General features: G+C 70.5%; 13 protein-coding genes. 8 read left to right on the top strand and 5 right to left on the bottom strand.

Features of this window, described 5'->3' with window-relative positions; genetic code table 11:
* Positions 1–122 precede the first annotated feature (122 nt).
* Both AHOG_RS08875 and AHOG_RS08880 read right to left on the bottom strand, forming a co-directional pair.
* Positions 123–1031 (bottom strand): DUF4097 family beta strand repeat-containing protein, encoded by a 909-nt coding sequence (locus AHOG_RS08875; RefSeq protein ID WP_093940916.1) that lies wholly within the window; start codon positions 1029–1031, stop codon positions 123–125.
* A gap of 54 nt (positions 1032–1085) precedes the next feature.
* Entirely contained in the window at positions 1086–1649 is a 564-nt protein-coding gene (locus AHOG_RS08880) for a toxin-antitoxin system HicB family antitoxin (protein WP_093940917.1), read from the bottom strand.
* Positions 1650–2568: 919 nt separating this feature from the next.
* Between AHOG_RS08880 and AHOG_RS08885 the strand changes: the two genes are divergently transcribed.
* From AHOG_RS08885 to AHOG_RS08910, 6 genes are all read left to right on the top strand, one after another.
* A complete protein-coding gene (locus AHOG_RS08885) occupies positions 2569–3324 on the top strand; it encodes a M23 family metallopeptidase (RefSeq protein WP_093940918.1) in 756 nt (251 codons plus the stop codon).
* Positions 3325–3705: 381 nt separating this feature from the next.
* The gene (gene thyX, locus AHOG_RS08890; RefSeq protein ID WP_093940919.1) at positions 3706–4458 is read left to right on the top strand and encodes an FAD-dependent thymidylate synthase; all 753 of its coding nucleotides are present in this window, start codon (positions 3706–3708) and stop codon (positions 4456–4458) included.
* Between the two features lie 637 nt (positions 4459–5095).
* The gene (gene dapA / locus AHOG_RS08895; RefSeq protein ID WP_093940920.1) at positions 5096–6052 is read left to right on the top strand and encodes a 4-hydroxy-tetrahydrodipicolinate synthase; all 957 of its coding nucleotides are present in this window, start codon (positions 5096–5098) and stop codon (positions 6050–6052) included.
* The gene (locus tag AHOG_RS08900; RefSeq protein ID WP_169725830.1) at positions 6049–7740 is read left to right on the top strand and encodes a ribonuclease J; all 1692 of its coding nucleotides are present in this window, start codon (positions 6049–6051) and stop codon (positions 7738–7740) included. The genes dapA and AHOG_RS08900 overlap by 4 nt, the downstream gene beginning before the upstream one ends.
* A gap of 130 nt (positions 7741–7870) precedes the next feature.
* Positions 7871–8077, top strand: coding sequence for a type II toxin-antitoxin system Phd/YefM family antitoxin (locus AHOG_RS08905; protein WP_093940922.1), 207 nt, complete (start codon positions 7871–7873; stop codon positions 8075–8077).
* A gap of 14 nt (positions 8078–8091) precedes the next feature.
* Positions 8092–8343 (top strand): PIN domain-containing protein, encoded by a 252-nt coding sequence (locus AHOG_RS08910; RefSeq protein WP_211290558.1) that lies wholly within the window; start codon positions 8092–8094, stop codon positions 8341–8343.
* A gap of 159 nt (positions 8344–8502) precedes the next feature.
* On the opposite strand, the gene AHOG_RS30470 is transcribed toward AHOG_RS08910, so the two are convergent.
* Positions 8503–8736 carry a hypothetical protein gene (locus tag AHOG_RS30470; protein ID WP_425427592.1) on the bottom strand — a complete coding sequence of 78 codons (234 nt, stop codon included), beginning with the start codon at positions 8734–8736 and terminating at the stop codon, positions 8503–8505.
* On the opposite strand from AHOG_RS30470, the gene AHOG_RS08915 reads away from it, so the two are divergent.
* The gene (locus AHOG_RS08915; RefSeq protein WP_376700029.1) at positions 8714–11113 is read left to right on the top strand and encodes an FtsK/SpoIIIE family DNA translocase; all 2400 of its coding nucleotides are present in this window, start codon (positions 8714–8716) and stop codon (positions 11111–11113) included. The two genes, AHOG_RS30470 and AHOG_RS08915, sit on opposite strands and share 23 nt — an antisense overlap.
* 196 nt (positions 11114–11309) lie before the next feature.
* Here AHOG_RS08915 and AHOG_RS08920 read toward each other — a convergent pair whose 3' ends face one another.
* Together AHOG_RS08920 and AHOG_RS08925 are read right to left on the bottom strand one after the other, a co-directional pair.
* Positions 11310–11819, bottom strand: coding sequence for a phospholipase (locus tag AHOG_RS08920; RefSeq protein ID WP_245856656.1), 510 nt, complete (start codon positions 11817–11819; stop codon positions 11310–11312).
* Positions 11820–12015: 196 nt separating this feature from the next.
* Positions 12016–12528: an amino-acid N-acetyltransferase gene (locus AHOG_RS08925; protein ID WP_093940924.1), complete on the bottom strand. Its 513-nt coding sequence runs from the start codon at positions 12526–12528 to the stop codon at positions 12016–12018.
* Positions 12529–12617: 89 nt separating this feature from the next.
* Here AHOG_RS08925 and AHOG_RS08930 point away from each other — a divergent pair, with 89 nt between their 5' ends.
* Positions 12618–13139 (top strand): RloB family protein, encoded by a 522-nt coding sequence (locus AHOG_RS08930; protein ID WP_093940925.1) that lies wholly within the window; start codon positions 12618–12620, stop codon positions 13137–13139.
* Positions 13140–13184: the final 45 nt, after the last annotated feature.

Below are 13184 nucleotides of genomic sequence, written 5' to 3' on the forward strand. Positions count from 1 at the left end.
GACCGGCTGTCGGCTCCGCGGCGCCGGGCAGGCGTGTCGACGGCGGTGGCGGCGGCCCGCCGTGGGGCCGGCGGCCGCCCGCCGAGCCTGCTCGGCGCCGGACGGAGGGCGTGGCGGCGGTGTCAGGCCGTGGCGCGGGTGATCAGCGCGTTGCCCGCGCCGGTCCTGGCGCGGAGCCGCACCGCGGCCTCCTCCTCGGGCTGCTCGCCCGAGACCGGCAGCTCGCTGCGAGCGGTGCCGCCGGGCGCGGCCACGTCGAGTTCCGCGCGGACGCCCGGCCGGATGCCGACCCGGATCTCACCTGCGCCGCTGATCAGCTCGAGTCGTCCGGACACCGCCTCGGCGATGCTCACGGAGCCGCTGCCGGTGCGCACGGACAGGTTGCTCTGCGCCACGCCGATCCAGACGTCGCCGGTGCCGGTGTTCACCGTCGCCGGGCCGTCGATGGAGACGATCTCCAGGTCGCCGGTGCCCGCCCGCACGACGAGCCCGTCACGCAGCGCCCCCAGCCGGACCTGCCCGGTGCCGCCGTGGACGGAGGCGTGCCCGTCGGCCGTCTCGACGCGGATCGCCCCGGTGCCCGTCTGCACCTCGACGCGATCGGCGGTCCCGGTGACGGCGATGTCGCCGGACTCGCTTCTGGCCACGACGGAGGAGCCGTGCGGCGCGCGGATACGGGCGACCAGCGCAACCTGTCGCAGTCCGAGGTCCTTGGGGGTGCGCACCACGATGCGACGCCCCACGGACTCGATCCTGGTCTCACGAACGGCGTTGCCGGGGACGTCGCGGACGCGCCCCTCGCTGATCTGCTCGCTCACCCAGCCGAGGAAGTCATGAAAGCCGTTGACCAGCGGCGACTGCTCGGTGGGATCGTGACGCACCTCGACCTCGACGCCGGGATCGTCGCTCAGGATGATCTCGATGCGGCCGGTGGCGACGAAGGCGTCGAGTTCGGCGGGGCCGTCGACGGTGAAGGACTGGGTGCGGATCGGCGTCGACGGCGTCGCCTCGTGCGCCTCGTTCTCGGTCATGACGTGGTGCCTTCCTGGTCTGGACGCGGGATGTGACGTGGCCGTGGAGACGGCTCAGCCCTGTACCCAGCCGCGAAGCCGGGTACGACTCTCCGGCTCGGGACGGGACTGCTGGGCGCCTGCGTCGGACCGGTCGCCGCTCTCGGCGCCGTCTCCTCCCGGCTTGCCGGGCTGACCAGGGTGGCCGTGCAGGGCGCCCTGCACGGCCTGGGCGACCCAGGAGTTCAGCGAGACTCCCTGAGTGGAGGCGGCCTTCTCCGCCTTGGACTTGAGCTCGTCGAAGAGCCGCAGCGTGATCCGGCTGATGTCACCGCCGTCCAGCGGCGGCGGCGGGGGAGGCGGCGGGGGCGTGCTCGCCGCGGGCGGCGGCTCCGGCGTGGCCCTGGTCACGACGACCTGCACGTCGCGGCCGGAGAGCCGGACGTCGACCACGTCGTCGTCCAGCGCGGCCGTCACCTCGGCCGCGAGGTCGGACAGGGCGTTCATCAGGGCTAGGCGAGCGGCGGGCTGGAGGGAGGCGGCCAGCAGGGCGGCCGTCCGGCGGGTCTGCTCGTCCGCGGTCGAGGTGGCGGCGGTCAGATCCTGACGTAGCTGCTCGACATAGGGCGTGAGGTCCATGACGTCATGGTGACACCATTGATGACGTCGCGCAAGGAGTGGTGACGTCGCGCAGGGTTTCGAGTGCCGTCGGCGTGCGTTGCCGAGCGCGGTCGCCCCCGGCTCCCGTGGTCCCTCGCGCCCGACCTCGTCCGGGCCTGCGCCGGCTCGGGTCAGGAGTCCGCTCCCCAGTGTCCTCCGCCGGCCGGCCTGCTCGGGGGCCGCGCGGTCGGCCCGTGCTCACCGTCGTGCGCAGGCGGACCGGCCGGGGTCGCCGCGCACCTCGCCGAGCCCTGCCGTTCCCTGCGGCACCTTCCCCCAGGCCGGGTGAGCCGACGAGCGACCGAGGGCGGCTCCGCCACGACGCGCGCCGCCACCTCCGGCCCCCGGCCGTGGCGCACGGGCGCTTCCACGGTGGGGGGACGCCGGACCGAGGCGAGCGCCGTTCCGCATCCGCGAGGGGTGGCCGCCGCGCGAGGCGGTCTCGCCGCCCTGCGCCTCACCACCTCCGCTTCGCCTCGTCGTGGTCGACGTCGGCAGGCCTGGCGGCGCCGTGGAGTCCGTCGCTCTGGATGTGCGCCGGGGGCTGGAGGGGCCAGGGGGTCGCCTGCGGCGTTGGAGGGCCGCCTCGTGGTCGTGGTTGAGGGGGTGGTGGTTCGTCGGAGGTGTTCGGGGTCTGGGGACGGGGTTGGTGGGGAGTGGTGACGGTCTGTGGAGTTTCGGGCTGGTGGTGGTGGCTGGGTGGGGTGGTGGGTCACAGAGGGTGGGAGCGGTGGCGGGGGGTGGTTACCTTCGCTGGTGTTCGTCACGGTCTGGTCACGTGGTTGAAGGTTCCCGTTTCCCTGTGTGTGTGGTGCGGGTGCAGCCGATGTCCCCCCGCTCGGTTGTCTGGTGACTGTGGCCGTCTTCTTCCCCCGAGATGGTTGAGGAGAGTTCGTCCATGCTTCGTTTCACCGAGCTGTTCACCAACACCGACGCCAGGCCCGCTTCCCGGTCCGCCGGTGCCGTTGCCGGCACCACCGCTGAGGCTCCCCGTAGCGCCCGTTCCTCCCGTCGTGGTGTGGGTAAGGCTGTGGTGGCGTCGGTGTTGGCGGGTGCGTTCCTGGTGGGTGGTCAGCCGTTGCTGGCTGGTGCCGCCGAGGGTGACACGCCGGAGAACTTCGTGGAGGTCCAGGAGGGTGCCGGGTCGGTGTTGCCTGCGTTCTATGACAATCCCGCGCGTGGGTTGACGTCGTTGGTGAACGAGACCAAGGCGGAGGCCGATCGCCTCGCGGCGGAGGAGGCCGCGGCGGCGGAGGCGGCGGCGCGTCCGGACTTCGTGAAGCCGGCGGAGGGTACGTTCACCTCTGGGTTCGGTGGTCGTTGGGGTACGACGCATTATGGTGTCGATATCGCGAACGTGATCGGGACGCCGGTGGTCGCGGCGACCGAGGGCACGGTGATCAACGCGGGTCCGGCGACCGGGTTCGGTCAGTGGGTTCGGGTCCAGGCCCCTGACGGCACGATCACCGTCTACGGGCATGTGGAGTCGTTCACCGCCGCGGTCGGACAGAAGGTCGCCGCGGGCGATCAGATCGCCACGATCGGTAATCGTGGTCAGTCCACCGGCCCGCATCTGCACTTCGAGGTCCAGGTCGGCGGCCAGAAGATCGATCCCCAGCCCTGGCTCGCCGAGCGCGGCATCACCCTCCAGTAAGAACCGCCCGACACAGCCACACACCCCACGCGCCCGCCAGGTTGCCCTGGCGGGCGCGTCGGCGTCTCCGACACCCGAGCCCCACCCGACGACATCGAAGAAGAACCGAAGCGATTCCGATCGGGGCGTTCCGGATGCTCATATCGGGTAAGACGTCGATCTCCGCCGCAGCTCGGCGCTGATCGCTCGTCAGCTTGGCGGCCGCCCCGCGGATACGAACATCACGACGGCTCGCCAGGCGTCAGGGCGACGCCGATGCCGCCGTCCCCGGCGTTGACCGTTACGCTTCGGCCCGCGTCGGGGGAACGCAGGCCGACGCAGCACGAGGTCGCCTGCCGATGTCGGCGCGAGTGCACTGTGTCAAGAGGGAAGTGGGTGGACGTGACCGAGCTGGTGTCGCCGAAGGTGCAACTGATCGCGAAGACCGAGTTCACGCCACCGGAGGACGTGCCGTGGACCACCGACGCCGACGGCGGTCAGGCGCTCGCCGAGTTCGCGGGTCGCGCCTGCTATCAGTCCTGGCGCAAGCCCAACCCCGCCACCGCCACCAATGAGGGCTACCTGCGGCACATCCTGGAGGTCGGCCATCTCTCCGTGCTCGAACACGGAAGTGTCAGCTTCTACCTGACCGGCATCTCGCGGTCGCTGACCCATGAGCTGATCCGGCATCGACACTTCTCCTATTCGCAGCTCTCCCAGCGCTACGTTCCCGAGCGCGACGCCGCGATGGTCGCGCCGGACGTGATCGCCGAGGACCCGGAGCTGCACGCCCGCTTCCTCGCCGCCGCCGAGGCGAGCGTCGCCGCGTACAACGACCTCCTGGAGGGCCTCCAGGAGAAGTTCGCCGACGTCCCCAACGCCACGCTGCGCCGGAAACAGGCCAGACAGGCCGCCCGCGCGGTGCTGCCGAACGCCACCGAGACGCGGATCGTGGTCACGGGCAACTACCGGGCCTGGCGGCACTTCATCGCGATGCGCGCCACCGAGAACGCCGACGTGGAGATTCGCGCCCTCGCGATCGAGTGTCTGCGGCAGTTGCGGAAGGCGGTCCCCAACGTCTTCGGCGACTTCGACATCGCCGAGCTGGCGGACGGCACGGAGGTCGCCTCCAGCCCGTATGTCACCGAGGGCTGACCGACTCGACGCCGCGGGCGGGTCGGATCGTGTCGACCAGGCCGATCGATTCCGACCCGGCCGGTCGACGGCGGGTTCGGAGCCGGTCCATCGCGTGTCTCGGCAGGCGTGTCGGGGCGGCGGGACCGCATCCGCCGGCCTCGTCGCCGGCCGGCATCGCGGTTCGGCCCGTCTCGTCGCCGGGTCGACGTCGTGGGCTGGGGCGAGGCCGTGGGCGGGACGAGGCTGTGAGCAGGGCGACGCGACCACGCATCCCACCCGGCAGGGTGACCATGTCGTTCTCGTCGGCCCGAGCGGAGGCCCCGTAGGTCGACCTTCCCGGCCTGGCACCCGGTAGGCCCCGGTCCCGCGACCGCGGCGGACGAGCCGGTCAGGCGCGCTCGGTCGGGGGATCACACCGGCAGACGGCGTCTCGGGCGGAGGAGATCCGGGAGAATCAGCGCACCCGAAGTACGGCCGTGACCCGATCGAAGCATGAGGCTTCACCCCGTTCGGGCGGTGCACCTCGCCGCCCGAATGCCCGTTTCGCCCTGTTGACCCGATCGGGCGGAACCACTCGGGCGGACCCGCGCCACCGCGCGCCGTGTCCGTCCGCCGTACCCGCTGGACTACGAAGAGAGACGGTAGCGTCACCATCATGACCGGATGTCCCACCGCCTTGCCCGGCAGGCCTTTCGGCCGGGTGCTGACCGCGATGGTCACCCCGTTCGACGCCGAGGGCGAGCTCGACCTCGATCTGGCGCAGGAACTCGCCGTGCACCTGGTGGAGAACCAGGGTTGCGACGGCCTGGTGATCAACGGAACCACCGGCGAGTCGCCGACGACCACCGACGCGGAGAAGGTCGACCTCATCCGGGCGGTCACCGACGCGGTGGGCGATCGGGCCACGGTCGTCTCGGGCGCGGGCACCAACGACACCCGGCACTCGGTGCAGCTGGCCAGGGACGCGGAGAAGGCGGGGGCCCACGGGCTGCTCGTCGTCACGCCGTACTACTCACGTCCGCCGCAGGAGGGCCTCATCGCCCACTTCACGACGGTGGCCGACGCGACCGAGCTGCCGGTGATGCTCTACGACATCCCGCCGCGCTCGGTCATCCCCATCGAGGTGGAGACGCTGCGGACGCTCGCCGAGCACCCGCGCATCCTGGCGGTGAAGGACTCCAAGCACAACCTGTGGGCGGGCAGCGAGATCATCGCCAGCACCGACCTCGCGTACTACTGCGGTGAGGACCCGCTGAACCTGCCCTGGCTGGCCGTCGGCGCCGTCGGCTTCGTCTCGGTCATCGGCCACGTCGTCGGCGATCGGCTCAAGGAGATGCTCGACTCCTTCGAGGCGGGCGACCCGGTCCGGGCCAAGGAGATCCACGAGAGTCTGCTGCCGGTGTACCTGTCGATGAACCGGATGGGCGGCACCATCTTCGCCAAGACGGCGTTGCGCCTCTGTGGCTTCGAGACAGGGCAGCCGAGGCTGCCGCTGCCTGCTCCGTCCGAGGAGGAGACCCGGTTGATCGCGGCGGACCTGTGGGAGGCGGGCCTCGTCCTGGTCAATCCGAACACCATGGCCGAGACGGCCCCGAAGGCGGGAGACCAGTGACACTGACGGCGACGGATCAGCGCGGTGCACCCGGCCCCCTCCCCGAGGGAGCGCTGCGCATCGTCGCGCTCGGCGGCATCGGCGAGATCGGCAAGAACATGACCGTCTTCGAGTACGACGGTCGGCTCCTGATCGTGGACTGCGGAGTCCTGTTCCCCGAGGACGACTCGCCCGGTGTGGATCTGATCCTGCCGGACTTCCGCGCCATCGAGGACCGGATCGACGACATCGAGGCCCTCGTCCTCACTCACGGGCACGAGGACCACATCGGGGCGGTCCCCTTTCTGCTTCGGTTGCGCCCCGACCTGCCGGTGGTCGGCTCCCGGTTCACGCTCGCGCTGCTGGCCGCCAAGTGCAAGGAGCACCGCCAGGTCCCCAAGCTCCAGGAGGTCAAGGAGGGCGAGCACACCCGCCACGGCGCGTTCCAGTGCGAGTTCTTCGCTGTGAACCACTCCATCCCGGACGCGCTGGCGGTCGCGATCCGCACCCCTGCGGGCACGGTCCTGCACACCGGCGACATCAAGCTCGACCAGCTGCCCCTGGACGGGCGACTCACCGACCTGGCGGGCTTCTCGCGGCTGGGCGACGAGGGGGTCGACCTGGCTCTGGTGGACTCCACCAACGCCGAGGTCCCCGGTTTCGTCCCGCTGGAGCGCGACATCGGGCCGGTGCTCAACGGCGTGATCGGCAAGGCGACTCAGCGGGTCATCGTCGCCTGCTTCGCCAGCCACGTGCACCGGGTGCAGCAGGTGCTCGACGTCGCCGTCGAGCACAAGCGGCGGGTCGCGTTCGTGGGCCGTTCCATGGTGCGCAACATGGGCATCGCCGTCGACCTCGGGCTGATCAAGGTGCCGGACGGCCTGCTGATCGACCTCGACGAGGCCTTGCAGATGCCGGAGAGCAAGGTGCTGCTGGTCTCCACCGGATCACAGGGTGAGCCGCTGTCGGCCCTCTCCCGGATGGCCAGGGGCGATCACCGACAGATCTCCATCCGGGCGGGCGACACCGTCGTGCTCGCCAGCTCGCTGATCCCCGGCAACGAGACCGCCGTGTTCGGCGTGGTCAACGGCCTGGTGCGGCTCGGCGCGCAGATCGTGCATCAGGCGAACGCGAAGGTGCACGTCTCCGGCCACGCCTCGGCGGGGGAGCTGCTGTACCTCTACAACGCGCTGCGCCCGAGCAACGTGATGCCGGTCCACGGCGAATGGCGGCATCTGCGGGCCAACGCCGCCCTGGCCGAGGCCACCGGGGTGCCCGCCAGTCGCACGGTGATCGCGGAGGACGGCGTCGTCGTCGACCTGATCGACGGCATCGTTCAGATCGCGGGTCGGGTCGAGGTCGGGCACGTCTACGTGGACGGCCTCTCGGTGGGCGACGTCGGCGAGTCGACGCTGTCGGACCGGCTCGTGCTGGGCGAGGGCGGTTTCATCGCCATCACCGTCGCCATCAACGCCGCCACCGGCCGGGCGGTGGCACCGCCGACGGTCTCGGGACGCGGTTTCTCCGACGATCCCAAGGCACTCGACGAGGTCGTCGCGCTGGTGGAGTCGGAGCTGTCCCGCACCGAGGTGGAGGGCATCACCGATCCGCACCGCGTCGCGCAGGCGGTGCGTCGGGTCGTCGGCCGCTGGGTGGCCGCGACCTACCGACGTCGACCGATGATCATCCCGACGGTGCTGCCGGTCTGAGCCGCTCGGCTGCCGTCTGCCCGGCACATCGAGTGCGGGCGGGCGGTGGCTCGGCCGGGGCACGCTGAATCAGAGATCATGACTCCATGAAGGTGATACGGCCACCGAGGCTTCCCGATGCTTCTCCGCCGTGCTGGACCGGGCAGAGCACGGCGAGAGCATCGTCGTGACCCGAGGAGGCAGACGGATCGCCGTGATCGGTCCCGCTCCGGTCTTCTCCGGTCGGGCCTTCAAGGATCTCGTCAGCCGAGGTGGACTCGACGAGGACTTCGGACGAGATGTCGAACAGGCCCGAGATCTCCTTATCGAGCAGGAGTCTCCGTGGCACGATGACTGATACTCGACTCGGGGGTGTTCGTCGAGGCTGAGCGCCGCAGACTCGCCCTCGATGCGTTGATCCACGACGACGATGAGATCGCGATCGCCTCGGCCACCGGTGCCGAGCTCTTGGCGGGAGTACGGCTGGCGACTGCCGGGCGACGGGACGTGCGACTTTCGTCGAGCGGCACAGGTTCTGTCGAGGAGTACACCCTCGCCGTGGTCCGCTATCACGCCGCGTTGCGCGCACACACTCGTCGCATCGGCAGGCCACGCAAGACCTGATCATCGCGGCGACCGCGGTGAGCACCGATCGGGTCGTGGTCACCACCGATGCGAAGCCCGACCTCGACGACCTCCCCGGCGTCACGGTGATCCAGGCCTGAGCCGCCCGCACCGCTCCGCTCGCCCGGGGCCGGTCACCCTCGGCAATGTCCAGCTGCCTCAGATCACACCAGAAGCCGTGTGGTTCGTGTGGCCGGTGGTGCCGCCTACTACCGTATGACACATGGCTGGGCGGACCACGACCTCGGGGAAGAGCACCACGGGAAGTCGAACCACGTCGAAGTCGGGTGGCGCTCGCTCCGGCAGTCGGTCCTCGGCGCGGCGGCCCGCGGCGAAGCGGGCGTCGACCTCGGGGCGGCGCAAGGGCTCGGTGACCACGTTGACGCTGCTCAAGCGCGGCGCTGGCAGCGTGGTCCGTGCGGTGTCGCGCACCAGGGAACTCGACCCGGAGCATCGCCGCGACGCCCTGGGCATGGTGCTGATCGGCCTGGCCATCGTGACCGCCGCAGGTGTCTGGTGGCAGGCGGGCGGCCCGGTCGGAGCCTGGGTGGACGCGGCCCTGCGCAGCTTCCTGGGCGTGGGCGCGGTGGCCTTCCCGATCGTCCTGCTCGGCGTGGGGTTCTCGCTGATGCGTGCCGAGGCACAGCCGGAGAACCGCCCCCGGCACGCCGTCGGCTCGCTGCTCACGGTCTTGGGCGTCCAGGGCATCCTGCACCTGGCGACCGGCGCCCCCACCGACCCGCCTGACTGGCGCGACTCCGCGGGCGTCATCGGCTTCCTGCTCGGCGGCCCGCTCGGCCAAGGCCTCACCGCCTGGGTCGCGGGGCCGCTGCTCGCCCTCATCTCCGGCCTCGGCGTATTGATTCTCACCGGCACCTCCGTGCGGCGGATCCCCGAGCGGCTGCGTGAGCTGGCCGGGCTCACCGACCCCGACCAGGTGCTCCGCGACGAGCGTTACCCGGTGGACGCCGAGCCGATCGAACCCGTGACCGCCCGGACACGCAGACCGTCCCGGCGCAGGCAGGCCGCCTCCGCGTCGGCGGTCTCGCCGGACGACGCCGAGACCGCGACGGAGGCCGACGCTCCCGCCGCCGCGGCGTCCCCCCGAACCCCTCGGGCGAAGAAGACCGGTGCGAAGCAGGCGGCCGCGGCCGCCGTGGCGAGCGGCGCGCCCGCCGGGGCGTCGGCCCCCGCCGAACAGGACGCCGCCGTGACGGCCGTCGCCGCGCCGCCGCCCGCCGACGGCGCCGGATCGGCCGGATTCGCCCCGGTGCGGGCGGTGGAGGGCGACTACCGACTGCCGCCCGCGGACCTGCTCAAGGCGGGCGACCCGCCGAGGGCACGCAGCAAGGCGAACGAGTCGATGATCGAGGCCATCAGCGGGGTGCTGGAGCAGTTCTCCATCGACGCGAAGGTCACCGGCTTCACGCGCGGCCCGACGGTCACCCGTTACGAGGTCGAGCTGGGCCCCGGCGTGAAGGTCGAGAAGATCACCGCGCTGACGAAGAACATCGCCTACGCGGCGGCCACCGACAACATCCGGCTGCTCGCGCCGATTCCGGGCAAGTCGGCGGTCGGCATCGAGGTGCCCAACACCGATCGCGAGATGGTCCGACTCGCCGACGTGCTGTACTCCTCGACGGCAGTCGGCGACGAGCATCCGCTGGTGATCGGCCTCGGCAAGGACATCGAGGGCCACATGCTCACGGCGAACCTCGCGAAGATGCCGCATCTGCTGTGTGCGGGCTCGACCGGGTCCGGCAAGTCGAGCTTCGTGAACTCGATGCTGGTCTCGCTGCTGGCACGCGCCACGCCCGCCGAGGTCCGGATGATCCTGATCGACCCGAAGATGGTCGAGCTGACCCCGTACGAGGGCATCCCGCACCTGATCACGCCCATCATCACCCAGCCGAAGAAGGCCGCCGCCGCGCTGGCCTGGCTCGTGGAGGAGATGGAGCAGCGCTACCAGGACATGCAGGTCAGCAAGGTCCGCCATGTCGACGACTTCAACCGCAAGGTGCGGTCGGGCGAGATCACCGCTCCGCCGGGCAGCGAGCGGGTCTACCAGCCTTATCCCTACATCCTGGCGATCGTCGACGAACTCGCCGACCTGATGATGACCGCGCCGCGTGACGTCGAGGACGCCATCGTGCGGATCACCCAGAAGGCGCGGGCGGCGGGCATCCACCTGGTGCTGGCCACGCAGCGGCCCAGCGTGGACGTGGTGACCGGCCTGATCAAGACCAACGTCCCCTCCCGACTGGCCTTCGCCACATCCTCGCTGACCGACTCGCGTGTCATCCTCGATCAGCCGGGCGCGGAGAAGCTGATCGGCATGGGCGACGGGCTCTACCTGCCGATGGGGGCGTCCCGCCCGGTGCGGATGCAGGGCGCCTTCATCACCGACGAGGAGATCTCGGCCGTCGTCGCCTACACCAAGGACCAGGCCCAGCCCGAGTATCAGGACGGGGTCACCGCGGCGAAGGCGGGCGAGCAGAAGGACATCGATCCCGACATCGGCGACGACCTCGACGTGCTGTTGCAGGCGGCGGAACTGGTGGTGACCAGCCAGTTCGGCTCCACCTCGATGCTGCAACGCAAGCTGCGGGTCGGCTTCGCCAAGGCAGGCAGGCTGATGGACCTGTTGGAGAGCCGGTCGATCGTCGGCCCGTCCGAGGGTTCGAAGGCACGGGACGTGCTGGTCAAGCCGGAGGAGTTGGACTCCGTGCTGCTGTTGATCAAGGGTGGGGGTCCGGCCGACGAGGACTGAGGCCGGCTCGCCGGGCGCTGCGGTCCGCCGAGTTCGTCTCGCCTGCTCCGGCGGCGCGGCTCGGCGGTGGACTCCGGCGCCGACGTCGTCGGGCCTCGCGTGCCACGGCCGGCGGCGGGTCGCCGAAGCCCGTCGGGGCGGACGCCCGCCGGACGGCTGGTGTGGCGCGGGGCCGCACCAGCCGCCCGCCGGTCGATCAGCGTGCGTCGATCAGCTGCGCCCGCGTCGCGACCCTGCTCAGCGCGTCGGCCGTGGTGCCGGAGCCGCCGAAGGTCCGGACCGCGTGGTAGTAGACGTCCGCGGTCCGCTCACACGTCCAGGCGCCGCCGCACACCGAGTACATGTCCGACCGGAACCTGTTGTCGATGCGCAGCCGGTTCGCCTCGGTGAATCGGCCCTGCCGCTTGTAGTTCCGGTAGCCGAAATCGTGGCGCTGGCAGGAGTTGAGGAATTCGTATCCGAAGGGCTGATCGGGCGACCAGGAACACCCGTCCGACGACCAGTCGAGCTGATCCGAGTGCGGAGCCTGTCCGCGGGTGGTGACGAACTGACCGAGGGAGACGCCGAAGATCTGATTGTCGGTGAACGACTGGAGTTCGGCGGGCGGCAGGGCCGCACTCGCGGTCCCGGTGCCGAGGAACAGGGCGGCGGCGGCTAAGACGGAGACGACGGCGGCTTTGGCGGTGCGGCGCACGGTGGCGATCACGAGATCTCCTAGCAGGGTCGCGATGCTGGTAGGAGATTTCTAACCGTTGTCTCTCGGTAAATCCAGGACCAGGCGGCAAAGCGCGGCTGAATTAGGGGTGACTCACGAGTCGGAATGGATAGGGGTGGTCGGAAAATGGCGACCCACCGTGACCGATAGTCGCCAAAAGAATGGTGTCAACTGCCGTTCGGGTGATTTACGACGGCAGTGTCAGCAGCATCCGACTGTTGCCCAGAGTGTTCGGCTTGGCATACGGCAGGTCCAGGAACTCGGCGACTCCCTCGTCGAGGGAGCGCCGTATCTCCTCGTAGACCTCGGGCGAGACCGGGGTGCCCTCGATCTCCACGAAGCCGTGCCTGCCGAAGAACTCCGTCTCGAAGGTCAGGACGAAGATCCGGGCCAGGCCCAGCTCCACCGCCGCCTCGATCAGCCGCGCCACCACCCGATGACCGATGCCTCGGCCCGCCGCCGACGGCGCGACCGCCACGGTCCTGATCTCGGCCAAGTCCTCCCACAGTACGTGCAGCGCCCCGCAGCCGACGATCTCGCCGTCCACCTCGGCGACCCAGAACTCCTGGACGCTCTCGTACAGCGTCACCAGCTCCTTGGTCAGCAGGACCTTGCCCGCGTAGGCGTCCACCAGCGTCTTGATGGGACGGACGTCGGAGATCCTGGCGCGACGGACGAGAACCCCTGGCTGCTGTGGCACGTCGAGAAGACTAGCCCCGAGCCGTGCCCGCCGATCCCGGCCGAGCCCGCCGCCTCACCAGGTGAGATCGACCGGGCGGCCTTCTCGGCATGGTCGCAAGGGCGGCACTCCGACTTCCGGGATGTCGGCGACCTGCGCCTGGATGTACAGGCCCAGGCCGTGATCGGCCATTCGCCGTCAGGGCGCCGGCGGAGGTCCTTTCGCCGCGGAACCTCGTCCGGCACCGGAACACGGTGCGCGGACAGGCCGGGGAGGAGTTCGACGAGGTGTGGTGCGCCGTGGACGTCGACCGATTCGGCGGTTTCGATCAGGCGACGGCGCTCGCCGAGGACAACCGTGTCGAGCTGATCGTCGCGAACCCCTGCGAGTTCTGGCTGCTTCTGCATTTCCGGCAGTGGACCGCCTGGCTGGACGACGCGAGCATGACGATCCGGGAACTCCGGCGGCATCTGCCGCGTTACGACGAGAGCAGGGTGAGCCCTCCGGATCTCGCCGACGGCATCGACGACGCGGTCCGCCGCGCCAAGGCCGCCGAGCGCGACACGCCGCACCACACGCGGAACCTCTCCACCAGCGTGTGGCGCCTGGTCGAGCGCATCAGGGCCCCATGAGGTCATGGTGCTCTGGTGTCGGCCGTTACCCTTGGGCCGTGCCGC

The organism is Actinoalloteichus hoggarensis, from assembly GCF_002234535.1.
Classification (GTDB): domain Bacteria; phylum Actinomycetota; class Actinomycetes; order Mycobacteriales; family Pseudonocardiaceae; genus Actinoalloteichus_A; species Actinoalloteichus_A hoggarensis.